General features: G+C 62.1%; 10 protein-coding genes and 1 pseudogene. 2 read left to right on the forward strand and 9 right to left on the reverse strand.

What is annotated here, in order from left to right; all coding sequences use genetic code 11:
* Together tnpC and NKI95_RS11470 are read left to right on the forward strand one after the other, a co-directional pair.
* Positions 1-689, forward strand: a 689-nt coding sequence (gene tnpC / locus NKI95_RS11465; RefSeq protein ID WP_352716788.1) for an IS66 family transposase, incomplete at its 5' end; no start/stop codon positions are given.
* 82 nt (positions 690-771) lie between these two features.
* Positions 772-953: pseudogene (locus tag NKI95_RS11470) on the forward strand (M24 family metallopeptidase C-terminal domain-containing protein); the annotation flags it as partial.
* Here NKI95_RS11470 and NKI95_RS11475 read toward each other — a convergent pair.
* From NKI95_RS11475 to ftsZ, 9 genes are all read right to left on the reverse strand, one after another.
* Complete coding sequence (locus NKI95_RS11475) at positions 922-1,860, reverse strand: hypothetical protein (RefSeq protein ID WP_352716790.1); 939 nt, start codon at positions 1,858-1,860, stop codon at positions 922-924. The pseudogene NKI95_RS11470 and the gene NKI95_RS11475 sit on opposite strands and share 32 nt — an antisense overlap.
* A 249-nt stretch (positions 1,861-2,109) precedes the next feature.
* Entirely contained in the window at positions 2,110-2,406 is a 297-nt protein-coding gene (locus NKI95_RS11480) for an AzlD family protein (protein ID WP_352716791.1), read from the reverse strand.
* On the reverse strand, positions 2,403-3,131 hold the full coding sequence (locus NKI95_RS11485; protein WP_352716793.1) for an AzlC family ABC transporter permease: 729 nt from the start codon (positions 3,129-3,131) through the stop codon (positions 2,403-2,405). Before NKI95_RS11485 ends, NKI95_RS11480 begins: the two co-directional genes overlap by 4 nt.
* A 122-nt stretch (positions 3,132-3,253) precedes the next feature.
* Complete coding sequence (locus NKI95_RS11490) at positions 3,254-3,946, reverse strand: DUF2461 domain-containing protein (protein ID WP_352716794.1); 693 nt, start codon at positions 3,944-3,946, stop codon at positions 3,254-3,256.
* Positions 3,946-6,153 carry an NAD-dependent DNA ligase LigA gene (ligA, locus tag NKI95_RS11495; protein ID WP_352716796.1) on the reverse strand — a complete coding sequence of 736 codons (2,208 nt, stop codon included), beginning with the start codon at positions 6,151-6,153 and terminating at the stop codon, positions 3,946-3,948. Before ligA ends, NKI95_RS11490 begins: the two co-directional genes overlap by 1 nt.
* A 240-nt stretch (positions 6,154-6,393) precedes the next feature.
* On the reverse strand, positions 6,394-8,067 hold the full coding sequence (recN, locus tag NKI95_RS11500; RefSeq protein ID WP_352716798.1) for a DNA repair protein RecN: 1,674 nt from the start codon (positions 8,065-8,067) through the stop codon (positions 6,394-6,396).
* Between the two features lie 13 nt (positions 8,068-8,080).
* Entirely contained in the window at positions 8,081-8,950 is an 870-nt protein-coding gene (locus NKI95_RS11505; protein WP_352465137.1) for an outer membrane protein assembly factor BamD, read from the reverse strand.
* A 204-nt stretch (positions 8,951-9,154) separates the two neighbouring features.
* Complete coding sequence (gene lpxC / locus NKI95_RS11510) at positions 9,155-10,102, reverse strand: UDP-3-O-acyl-N-acetylglucosamine deacetylase (RefSeq protein ID WP_352716800.1); 948 nt, start codon at positions 10,100-10,102, stop codon at positions 9,155-9,157.
* Positions 10,103-10,381: 279 nt separating this feature from the next.
* On the reverse strand, positions 10,382-12,052 hold the full coding sequence (gene ftsZ / locus NKI95_RS11515; RefSeq protein ID WP_352716802.1) for a cell division protein FtsZ: 1,671 nt from the start codon (positions 12,050-12,052) through the stop codon (positions 10,382-10,384).
* Positions 12,053-12,099: the final 47 nt, after the last annotated feature.

The raw sequence follows: 12,099 nt of genomic DNA on the forward strand, positions 1-12,099 counted from the left end.
GCGGCCAGATACACCCGCAGACCTTCTTGGGCGATTACCGCGGCATCGTGATGAGTGACGGTTATTCCGCCTGGCGCACGCTGGAAGGGGCAACGCATCTTGGCTGCATGGCCCATTCCAGGCGGCGCTTCGTCGATGCCCTAAAGGCGAGGAAGAAAGGCGGCGGCCCGCCGGAACAGGCGCTCCGGTTCTTTGAACAGCTCTATCGGGTTGAAAGGCAGGCGCGGAACGAAATCCCCGATGACGGCGAAACGCGAGATCACTGCATTCGCCACTTCCGCCAGCAACATAGTGTCCCGATCCTCCATGCTCTCAAGGCATGGCTCGACGACATCGCCCCAAAAGTCTTGCCGGACAGCAAGCTCGGCGACGCCGTCTCCTACACCCTGAACCAATGGGGATATCTGACTCGTTACACCGAGGACGGCAGCATGCCGATCGACAACAATCTTCTCGAGCGTGACATCAGAATCTTTGCCACTGGCCGGAAAAGTTGGCTGTTCAGCGATACCGTCGACGGAGCCAGGGCCAGCGCCGTCATCTACAGCCTGATGTTGACCTGCCGCGCCTGTGGCGTCGAGCCGTTAGCGTGGCTGCGCCACGTCCTCACTGAACTACCTCAGCGCCCCGAGAACGCAGCCATCGAGGATCTGCTGCCCTTCAACTTCGCCAAAGCAACAGCAGCCTGATCAGACCAGATACCGTTCCCGATTCGAAGGCCATCCGTCGAAAGCGCTCGCGTCAACGTGCAGCGAAAATAGCGCTTACGTCCTATTGACCCGTGATGAGTTGCATTGGCTCGACGAATACCACGCGCGGGCGCTTGCCGAGATCGGACCGATGCTCGATGGCGAGACGCTGGCCTGGCTGGAAAAGGCCACCGCCTGCTGCCGCACGACGCTACCCATTACGGGCCTCGGGCTATCGCGGACCTCGACCTTTGGGGTGACTGAACAGCCGGTCTCCGACGAGGTCACCAATGCCCCAATCGTAGAATGCTGCGAGGTGATACGCGAGCGGATGCTTCATGATGGCTGACGGTTGGTTCAAAGGTTCGTAGAGCTCGCCCTTGTCCCGTTGCTTAAACAGATGGTTGAGGCTGTTCGCAAGGACATCAGCAGCGAGGACGTAGCCGTCACCGTCGGTCACCGCATTGATCGTAAGCTTCCTCACCACGGCTTCGATCTGCATGCTGGGCGGAAGGGTGATGCCAATCTCAATAGCGCCCTCAACGACCTGCTTGGTGACTGTGTCAAATCCTTTAACTACTTTCAGCAGCGGGTCATCGCTTAGTAGCCGCTTGGCGGCGACCTCGAAGTTTTTCACAATTGGACTGTCGATCTGATCTGTCCGCACCTCGATGGAGACCTCCTTCTGATTTCGTTCCTCCAGAAAGGCTACAAGGTGCGCATAAAGGCCTTCAAACAATACTTCATGCATCGAGGCTGGGTTATCACGAGGGCTATTTCGTTTTATTCGCGGAGGCTGCTGCTGGGCCGCCAATACTGGCTGCCTGTTGTTCTCCGCCAACTTCTTTTGGGTGAGATACCAGTCGTTCAGTCCATTCACATGAATCGCGTACCAGAAACAGGGCAAGTTGGCCGACCGAATAGCCGTGTACACATCCTGTCTGAGTGCCTCCTGCTGGGCTGGAGGTAGATCAGCTATGTGCAGCTTTCCAGTTGACGGTCTGTGCTTATCGACGACTGCTTGGAATTCAAGAGACGTCCTTGACTCAACTTCCGGCGGCACCAAGATACCAGCGAACACACCCACTTCGCCGGGATAAGATTCTGTCTGGTCTGCATAGCCCTTAGCGCCTGACTCATCACACGCGAAGATTAGGTTCGTTGTTATCATCGTTTCCTCCCGTCCGTGGCGGAGACAATGCTTAGTTGCTCAGCCTACTCCTGTAATGTGGTTCGGTGCACCGCAGTCAACTACGTCGCATTCCAGCGCTCATATCACCAGCAGTCTTCTTGGCAGTGCGGAGTTTCCTTGGACATCGATCGATCGAGATCCACCTTTCATCCAATAGACTACGCACCGCATGTCATGAATTGCCTGATTTCAAAGGCCGAAGCGCGGCGTCTCTAGTCGCATGGCCCACTACCCGACGAGCTGCCGCGCGACGATCAGCACGGCCGCACCCGCCAGGAACATCGCCATCAGGCCGCCGCGCAGCGAGACCAGGCCGGCAACGATCAAGGCTGCCCATTCCGCCGGTCCGGCGCTGAGCGCCGCCGGCGCCACCAGCGTGGTCAGCACCGCCGCCGGCACGGCGTTCAGCCCGGCTTCGACGCGCGGATGGATATGGTCGAAGCGTGAGATCACCAGATGACCGCCGATGCGGGTCAGATAGGTCGCGATCGAAGCGGCGATAATGATCCACAAGGTCGTGCTCATGGCCGTGCGTCCACGCCACTGTGGCGGGGCGGCAGGATGACGGCGAGCAGCACGCCGGCCAGCGCGCCGATGGAGACATGCCAGGGCGAGCCGACCGTTTTATAGGCAATGATGGAGGCGGTAGCACTGGCGACGACCACCGGCAGCCACAACGGCCGCTTGCGGAAGCTCATGACCAGGCCAAGAAAATAGATCGGCAGCAGGAAGTCGATGCCCAGCGCGTGGGTGTCGGGAATAAGCTTGCCGAACATCGCGCCGAGCGCGCTTTCGATGACCCAGAACACATAGACCGGCAGCCCAAGCCCCATATACCAGGTAAACCCGACGGTCTCGCCGGCCTCCGCCTTGCGCTCGGCCACCGCAAACTGCGGATCGGTCAGCACAAAATAGCCTATCGCCTGCTGCATCAGCGGCCAATGCGCGATACGCCGGCCGATACCGGCCGAATAGAGTACATGACGAAAATTCACTGCGAAGATCGACAGCACGATCAGCCACGGTGCGACATGCTGGCCGAACAGCTCGATGCCGACCATCTGGCTGGCACCGCCGAAGACCGTTGCGCTCATCAGAAACGCTTCGAGCACGGAAAACCCGTTGTCGACTGCGAGCGCCCCAAACAGCAATGCAAACGGCGCTGACGCCACCACGACGGGCATGCTGAGCCGCACGCCGTCCCAGAAATCGCTTTTCGCACTGTTTTCGGAGATTGCTTCCGCCGACATCGATCGCTCCTTGGGAAGGGCCGTATGTAGGGAGGGCGGTCCGGCTTGTCACACCAATTCGCTTGAGGCAAACGATCAGCGGAAATGATAGCTGAAGCGTCGCAGCAAGCTCGCTTCCGTGCCTAGCGCGGCGAAGCTTTGCCTTCGATCGCCCTGCCCCAGTCGAGCAGCGGTTTTGCCCGCATGACGAAGTCGATGAGTTCGTCGACCAATCCAGCTCCGTAGATATCCGCCGGCTCGATTGCGTGCCGGACGGCAAAATGCCGGTTGCGGATCGCGGCAGCGAGATCGGGCTCGGCGATATGCTCGAAGCCGCGCGGTGTGCGCTTCATGCAGCCGTCCGGGTCGAACTCGAGACCATTCTTCTTCAGCGCCGCGACGAGGCTGCGGAATTCAGCGGGCCGCTTCGCGATTGCGTTGCGCAGCGCCAGCAATAGCTCCGGTCCGGGCTGCCACCAGGCAATGGCGGCAAAGCAGCGCTCGAGCCCGATATGGACGTAGAACACGCCCTGTTCCATCTTGGTGCCGTCGGGCGAAAGGATCGCCGACAAATGCCGGTTGTAGGGCCGTTTGTCCTTGGCAAAACGCACGTCGCGGTTAATCCGGAACAGCGACTTCTTGCGGTCGCCGCGCAAACCGAGCCCCGCGGCCGTGAAGCGCTCGGAGAGCGTCTCGACCAGATCGCCGAAGGGATCACGTAGGTCCCGCTCGAAAAGATCGCGGTTTTCCAAAAACCACTCCCGGCTCTGATGAAAATCGAGCGCCTTGAGGAAGGGAATGGCCTTTTGCCCAAAACCGTTGAACGCAGCCGCCATCACCCGCCCTTGCCGATCCGCTGCAGCCAGGTGTCCTCGTCGATCACCTCGATGCCGAATTTGGTCGCGTCCTTCAGCTTGGAACCGGCGCCTGGCCCTGCCACCAGGAGATCGGTCTTCGCAGAGACCGAGCCGGCGACCTTCGCGCCGAGACGTTCGGCCATCGCCTTGGCCTCGGGCCGCGTCATCTTTTCCAGCGTGCCTGTAAACACGATCGTCTTGCCGGCAACCGCACTATCGGCTGAGACGTTCACGATGTACGGCTTCGGGTGGACCTGTGTAAGCAGCGCTTCAAGCACGGCGTCGTTGCGTTCATTGCCGAAGAAATCGCGAAGCGCGCCTATCACCGTGTCGCCGATGCCGTTGATGGAAGGAAAAACGGTGTGTGGATCGGCTGCCGCTGCTGTCTCCTTGCCAATGCGGATCAACTCCTCGATCGTCGAGAAGGTTCGGGCCAGCACAGCGGCCGTCGTTTCGCCGATATGGCGGATGCCCAGCGCAAAGATGAAGCGATCGAGTTCCGGTTCGCGGCGAGCGTCGATGGCAGCGAAGAGCTTGTCGAGGCCGTCGTAGTTGCGTTCCTCGACACTGCGTACATTCTTGCGCGTCTTGCCCGATGCGGCCTCACGCTGCCTGGCCTGCTCTTCCCGCCGCTCCGCCAGCGCCTTGGTGACGGCGGGACGGCGGTCCCTGAGAGTGAAGATATCGGCGGCTGTCCTGATCAACCCGGCATTGAAGAACAGGTCTATGTTTTCCGCGCCCAGGCCTTCGATATCCAGTGCGCCGCGCGACACAAAGTGGCGCAATCCTTCGACGGCCTGTGCAGGGCAGATCAGTTCGCCGGTGCAACGTCGGCGGGAATCTTCCTTGCCGGTCTTCTCGTTGATTTCGCGCGTTGCGGGTGAGCCGCAGATCGGACATTTGTGCGGGAATTCGTAGGGCACGGCATCTGGCGGACGCTTATCGGCTACGACGCTGACGATCTGCGGAATGACGTCCCCTGCCCGCTGGATGACCACCGTGTCGCCGATGCGCACATCGATGCCGTCGCGGATCGGCTGGCCGTTGCTGTCCAAGCCCTTGATGTAGTCCTCATTGTGGAGCGTGACGTTCTCGACCACCACGCCGCCGACCGTAACGGGCGCAAGCCGGGCAACGGGCGCCAGCGTGCCGGTACGGCCCACCTGAATGTCGATCCTGAGCACGGTCGTCATCGCCTGTTCGGCTGGAAATTTGTGGGCCACGGCCCAGCGCGGTTCGCCAGTGACGAAACCCCATCTGCGCTGCAATTCCAACTGGTCGACCTTGTAGACGACGCCGTCGATGTCGTAGCCAAGCGATGAGCGCTGGGTCTCGATTAGGTGATAATGCGCGACCAGTTCCTCGACCGATCTTGCCCGGACCATCAGCGGGCTGACCTTGAATCCCCACTCCGCGAATTTCTGCACGGAATCGTACTGGGTAGGAGCCGGATCCTTTGTGGTAAAGCCCCAGGCGTAGGCAAAGAACTTGAGGTTGCGGCTGGCGGTAACGGACGGGTCTTTCTGACGGAGCGACCCGGCGGCCGTATTGCGCGGATTGACGTAATCCTGGCCGCCGATCGCCGCCGAGCGTTGCTTCAACGCCTCGAATTCCGCGTAGGTCATGTAGACCTCACCGCGTATTTCGATGACCTCGGGCCAGCCCGATCCCTTCAAGGTCTTGGGAATGTCGGCGATGGTCCTCAGATTGGCGGTGATGTCCTCGCCAACGGCGCCGTCGCCGCGCGTTGCTCCCTGCACGAACACACCACCTTCATAACGCAGCGAAGCCGACAGCCCGTCGATCTTCGGCTCAGCTGTGAAGGCGATGTCCAGATCCTTGTCGCGATCAAAGAACCGCCGGCCACGTACGATGAAATCGGCGACATCCTGGTCGGTATAGGCCTTGGCGAGGCTGAGCATCGGCACCGCATGACGCACCTTGGCAAAGCCTTCCGCCGGCGGCGCGCCGACCCTGCGTGAGGGCGAATCCTCGCGCACCAAAGCAGGAAAGCGCTGTTCGATGGCGAGGTTGCGCCGCGTCAGCGCATCATATTCCGCATCCGTGATTATCGGCGCGTCCTCGCCATGGTAGCGCCGGTCGTGCTCGGCGATCTCCTGCGCCAACCGCTTCAACTCGCTTGCCGCCTCGCTTTCGCTGAGCGAATCGACTGGTTTTTCGTCCATGCACTGCTCCCTCCACGGTGGCGCGACACAATAGAACAGGATTCTCTCATGAGGGAGAGACCAGACACGGAAAATCATTCCTGAACAGCAGGATGGAGCCATACCCTGGCTCCGGTCGCGAGCGCCGGAAACGAACTCTTCTAGAGCAATTCCAGGAAAAGTGTGAAACGGCTTTCCGTCTGGAATTGCGCAAACAAAGTGGTAGAGCGGTTCGGCGTTTCCGTGAAACGATGAACCGCTCTAGGCTGCCGCGGTGTTCTCCCGCAGCAGCCGCTCGGCCGCTGCGCGCGCCTCGTCGGTGATGGTGGCGCCGGCGAGCATGCGTGCGATCTCTTCCTGCCGCGCCGCCCGGTCCATCTCGGCGATGCCGGTCGAGACCCGGTCGGCCCCGCCCGATTTGGAGATCAGGAAATGCGTCGCAGCGCGCGCCGCCACTTGCGGTGCATGCGTGACCGAAAGCACCTGCACGCGTTTTGCCAGCCGCGCCAGCCGCTGGCCGATAGCGTCGGCAACCGCGCCGCCGACGCCGGTGTCGATTTCGTCAAAGACCAAGGTCGGCGCCGAGCCCCGGTCAGCGAGTGCTACCTTCAACGCCAGCAGGAATCGCGAAAGCTCGCCGCCGGAAGCGACCTTCATCATCGGGCCGGGCCTGGTGCCGGGATTGGTGCGCACCCAGAACTCGACCTGGTCGATGCCTTCTTCCATGCGGCTCTCGGCATCGCTTGCGATCTCGACGATGAACTCGGCCCGTTCGAGCTTCAGCGCCGGCAGTTCGGCCATTACCGCCTTGGTCAGCCCGACGGACGCCGCATGGCGAAGCGACGACAGCTGGGCCGCCGTAATGTCATAGGCCTGGCTTGCCGCTGCAGCCTGTTTCTCCAGCGCATGCAGGCGCTCCTCGCCGGCGTCGAGATCGGCAAGGTCGGCAGCCATGGTGTCACGCAATTGCGCCAGGTCATCGACGGCGACGCTGTGCTTGCGCGAGGCGGCACGCAGCGAAAACAGCCGCTCCTCAGCCTTCTCCAGCCGCTGCGGATCATATTCGGTGGCGCGCAGCGCTGCTTCCACGCCCGACTGCGCCGCGTCGAGCGACAGCATTGCCTCGTCGAGCGATTTGACGACATCCTCGAGCAGGCCGGGCGCGTCGGTCACCTTGCGCTGCAGCCGCCTGAGCAGGCTGGCCAGTTGCGGCAAGGGCGAGGACGGACCCGAGAGTACATCCTGGGCGTCGTGGATTTCCGAGGCGATCTTTTCCGCCCGCATCATCGCGGCGCGCAGTTCGGCCAGCTCGGTCTCTTCGCCCGGTTGCGGATCGAGCCTGGTCAATTCGGCAACCGCTGCACGCAGATAATCGGCCTCGCGGGCAGCTGCCTCGACTTTGGCCCGGTGCCGTGAAAATTCTTGCTCGCAGGTACGCCAGTGCCGCCACGCCTCGCCTGTTGCCCGCGCGGCACCCAGATGACCGCCGAAACTGTCGAGCAACTCGCGATGCGCGCCGGGATCGACCAAAGCGCGCTCGTCGTGCTGGCCGTGGATCTCGACCAGCGCATGGCCGACGTCGCGCATCAGCGTCACGCTGGACGGCTGGTCGTTGACGAACACGCGCGTGCGGCCGTCCGCCGTCTGGACGCGGCGCAGGATGATGTCGCCGTCGTCCTCGATGGCGTTCTCGGCGAGCAGCATACGGGCCGGGTGGTTGCGCGGCACGTCGAAGACAGCGATGATCTGGCCTTGCGCCGCGCCATGCCGCACCAGCGAGGCGTCGCCGCGGGCGCCAAGCGCCAGCGACAAGGCGTCGAGCAGGATGGACTTTCCGGCGCCGGTTTCGCCGGTCAGCACCGAAAGGCCGGACGAGAAGTCGATGTCCAGCTTCTCGATCAGAACGATATCGCGGATCGACAGCCTGGAGAGCATGGTGACGCGCCGCTCAGGCGCCGGTGATCAGCTTCCCGGCCTTGGAGATCCACGATCCGGCATTCTCGCGCGGCTCGAGCCCACCACTCTGCAGGAGCTTGTAGGAGTCCTTGTACCACTGGCTGTCGGGATAGTTGGTGCCGAGCACGGCCGCAGCGGTCTGCGCTTCCGACGTCAGCCCCATCGCATAGTAGCTCTCGGTAAGACGCGCCAGCGCCTCCTCGACATGGCGTGTGTTGGAGTAGTTCTCCACGACGTTGCGGAACCGTTTGACGGCTGCGATATATTCGCGGCGCTCAAGATAATAGCGGCCGATCTGCATCTCCTTGCCGGCGAGCTGATCGTTGGCGAAGCGGATCTTCTCCTTGGCATCGTCGGCATATTCGGAAGTCGGCCAGCGCGTTACCAGGTCCTGCATCGTCTGCGCGGTAAGACGCGCTTCCTTCTGGTCCTGGGTGACGTCCTTGATCTGTCGGTAGTAGCTCAGCCCGATAATATACTGGGCATAGGCTGCATCGTCGGTCGACGGGTAGAGCGTCAGGTAGCGCTTGGCCGAACCGATCGCCTCGTCGTAGTTGCCCTGACGATAGTCGGCAAAGGCACCCATCACCATCGATTTGCGGGCGAATTCGGAATATGGATGCTGGCGGTCGACGGCATCGAATTTGCGGCTTGCCTCCTGCAGTCGCCCGGCATTCAGATTGGCGAGACCCTGATTGTAGAGCACGTCGGCCGGCTCGGTCTGATCGACATAGGTCGACAGATCGACGTCCTTCTCGGACGACATGCAGGCCGACAGAAACAGCGATGGAACGACCACCGAAAGCGCCAGGAAAACAGCCCGCCGCAGCGCCTTCGATTGACCAACTCGCTTGAAAAACATGTTTGGATTCCGCCCTTTCGGCGTCATTTCAGTCGACGGCAGCAGCCATAAACCATAATTGCCTTGCCCGGCAACGCTATCCCCGGCCAATCGCACATTTTTATGGCGGTTTGGCGCCACCTGGAAAGCTGCGTAATTTGGCCGGCCGGTGATGCATCCATGCAACACAGCTTGACCGCAACAGGAGCCGTAAGACCTTAAGAATCAGATCATCCAGGGCGCAAAGACGGGCGCATTGACGGCGCTCATCTCGGCAGTACGCCCGCGCTCGCGGCGCGTCGTCTCAACGATCTCGAAAGCCGAACGGTCGGACAAGAGGCGGCGCAACGCCGCGGCGTTCAGCCTGTGGCCACCGCGGTAGGAGCGGAAGCGGCCGATGAACCGGGCACCGGCGAGCGCCAGGTCGCCCATCGCATCCATCGTCTTGTGGCGCGCGAACTCGTTGGGATAGCGCACGCCTCCCATGTTGATCACACGGTTGTCGTCGCCGATCACCAGGGAGTTTTCCAAAGAGGAGCCGAGCGCATAGCCGGCCGCCCATAGCCGCTCGACGTCCTTCATGAAACCGAAAGTGCGAGCCCGCGCGACGTCGCGGCGGAAAATGTCGGCATTCATGTCGGATGCAAAAAGCTGGCGCCCGATCGCCGGGCTTTCGAAATCGATCTCGATCTCGAAGCGCGTGCCGTCATAGGGCCTGAACTCCGCCCAGCAGGCGCCGTTCTCGATGCGAACCGGCTTGACCACCCTGATGTAGCGACGCTTGACCGGCAGCGTTTCGATGCCTGCTTGGTCAATGGCCTCGACGAACATCACTGCGCTGCCGTCGAGGATAGGCACCTCATGGCCGTCGATTTCGATGACGAGATTGTCGATCCCAAGGCCGAAAAGCGTCGCCATCAGATGCTCGACCGTAGCAATGTGCTCGCCTTGCGGATCGCCAAGCATGGTGCAGAGGTCGGTGGCACCGACCTCGGAGACGAGCGCGCGAAATTCGTGGCTTCCGCTTGCATTCGAAAGCTGGAAGACGACACCCGTATCGGCATCTGCCGGCAGGAAATGGACGGTGACCGGGGTGCCGCTGTGAACGCCGATGCCGGTCAGCGTCGCACGCGATTTAAGTGTCGTCTGATAGTCGTGCAAAACAATCCCCATAGCCCACACTGCCTAGGTCCGCTTCATCCGCCCTGAGGGCGCGGCTCTTGATTGATCGGCAGGCAGGGCCACTTCCCCAAGACTCCCAGCAAACCGACTTTGGTCGGTGGCGAAGATAATGGTCCCGTAGGGAGACTCCAAATCACGGTTTCTTACTCTTTGTAACCGCGGTCCGGAGCGGGAATGCCTCATAAGTCTTTGTTTTAAAATCACTTTTAATGTTAACAGGCGAACAGTTTCCTGCTCGCCTGTTAACAAATGTTACGAACCGTCAACAGATCAATTGGCCTGTCGGCGCAGGAAGGCGGGAATCTCCAACTGATCGTCTTCCTGGACAGCCCGGCCCTGCGGCGTCAGTCGGCCCTGCTCGTCCAGCTGGCCGCGGCGCGGCGCGTAAAGTTGCGGATCCTGGCTGGCTAGGCGGCGCACTTCCGCCGGCGCCTGGCGCAGTTTCGGTTCGCGCGGCTGCGCCGGCTGCAGCCGTGCAGGCTCCTCTTCGCGGCGGGTCAAGCCGTTGGTCAGGCGCTTGAGCAAGCCCATCGGGCCGCTGTTCTCGTGGTCGGCCGGGCGGGCCTTGGCTTCCACTTCGGCCTTCACCTGCGGTGGGAAATCCTCGACCCGCGGCATGCGCTGGGGTGCTGCGGCAACCGGCTGCGGCATTTCACGATGCGGAGCGGGCTGCATCACTTGCTGAACCGCTGGCTGCATCGTCGGCTGCGGCTGAGCCTGAGGCGCCTGGAAGATCTTGCTCTGCGGGCGGAAGTCTTCCGCATGGGCTACCGGTGCCGGGCGGGCCTGCGCCATCGCTACCGCATTTGCCTCGGCGAGCTGAATGGCCTCGGCGACCGGATCGGCAGCACGTGGTTCATAGATCGGTTGCTGGGCAGCCGCCGGCCGCATTTCCGTGACCTGAGCCGCCGGGCGGCTGACCGGCTTCGGCGGAGCCGTGCGGATGGCGATCGGCGCGGCAGCGATTTCGGCCGCCGATTTATCGATGCCGGTGGCGACCACCGACACGCGGATAACGCCCTCGAGTTCCTCGTCGAAGGTGGCGCCCAGAATGATGTTGGCGTCCTGGTCGACCTCTTCGCGAATGCGCGTTGCCGCCTCATCGACTTCGAACAGGGTCAGGTCGCGGCCGCCGGTGATCGAGATCAGCAGGCCCTTGGCGCCCTTCATCGAGGTCTCGTCGAGCAGCGGGTTGGCGATGGCGGCTTCCGCCGCGGCCATTGCGCGGCCCTCGCCCGAAGCCTCGCCGGTTCCCATCATCGCCTTGCCCATTTCGCGCATGACCGAGCGGACGTCGGCGAAGTCGAGATTGATCAGCCCTTCCTTGACCATCAGGTCGGTGATGCAGGCAACGCCCGAATAGAGCACCTGGTCGGCCATGGCGAAGGCATCGGCGAAGGTGGTCTTGTCATTGGCCAGCCGGAATAGGTTCTGGTTGGGAATGACGATCAAGGTATCGACGCATTTCTGCAGTTCCTCGATACCCATGTCGGCCGTCTTCATGCGGCGCTGGCCTTCGAAGTGGAACGGCTTGGTGACGACGCCGACGGTGAGGATGCCCTTTTCGCGGGCAGCGCGCGCGACGACGGGGGCCGCCCCGGTGCCGGTGCCGCCGCCCATACCGGCAGTGACGAAGCACATATGCGTGTTGGAGAGATGATCGATGATCTCGTCGATGCATTCCTCCGCCGCCGCGCGCCCGACTTCAGGCTGCGATCCGGCGCCGAGACCCTCGGTGACATGCGCACCGAGCTGGATCAGCCGCTCGGCCTTCGACATCGTCAGTGCCTGCGCGTCGGTGTTGGCCACCACGAACTCGACGCCGCGCAAGCCGGCGGTGATCATGTTGTTGACGGCATTGCCGCCGCCGCCGCCGACACCGAACACGGTGATGCGCGGCTTGAGCTCGGTGATGTCCGGCTTCTGCAGATTGATGGTCATTGTCTTCGTCCTTTGCCTTTCCCGCCGCTTCGCCGCCGCGGCCGCCT

The organism is Mesorhizobium sp. M0306, from assembly GCF_040321655.1.
GTDB lineage: Bacteria > Pseudomonadota > Alphaproteobacteria > Rhizobiales > Rhizobiaceae > Mesorhizobium.

Excerpts from the sequence above, each read along its gene's own strand:
- NKI95_RS11505 (WP_352465137.1), bottom strand. The coding sequence starts at position 8,950 with ATGTTTTTCAAGCGAGTTGGTCAATCGAAGGCGCTGCGGCGGGCTGTT.
- ligA (WP_352716796.1), bottom strand. The coding sequence starts at position 6,153 with ATGGACGAAAAACCAGTCGATTCGCTCAGCGAAAGCGAGGCGGCAAGC.
- NKI95_RS11485 (WP_352716793.1), bottom strand. The coding sequence starts at position 3,131 with ATGTCGGCGGAAGCAATCTCCGAAAACAGTGCGAAAAGCGATTTCTGG.
- NKI95_RS11475 (WP_352716790.1), bottom strand. The coding sequence starts at position 1,860 with ATGATAACAACGAACCTAATCTTCGCGTGTGATGAGTCAGGCGCTAAG.
- recN (WP_352716798.1), bottom strand. The coding sequence starts at position 8,067 with ATGCTCTCCAGGCTGTCGATCCGCGATATCGTTCTGATCGAGAAGCTG.
- NKI95_RS11490 (WP_352716794.1), bottom strand. The coding sequence starts at position 3,946 with ATGGCGGCTGCGTTCAACGGTTTTGGGCAAAAGGCCATTCCCTTCCTC.
- ftsZ (WP_352716802.1), bottom strand. The coding sequence starts at position 12,052 with ATGACCATCAATCTGCAGAAGCCGGACATCACCGAGCTCAAGCCGCGC.
- NKI95_RS11480 (WP_352716791.1), bottom strand. The coding sequence starts at position 2,406 with ATGAGCACGACCTTGTGGATCATTATCGCCGCTTCGATCGCGACCTAT.
- lpxC (WP_352716800.1), bottom strand. The coding sequence starts at position 10,102 with ATGGGGATTGTTTTGCACGACTATCAGACGACACTTAAATCGCGTGCG.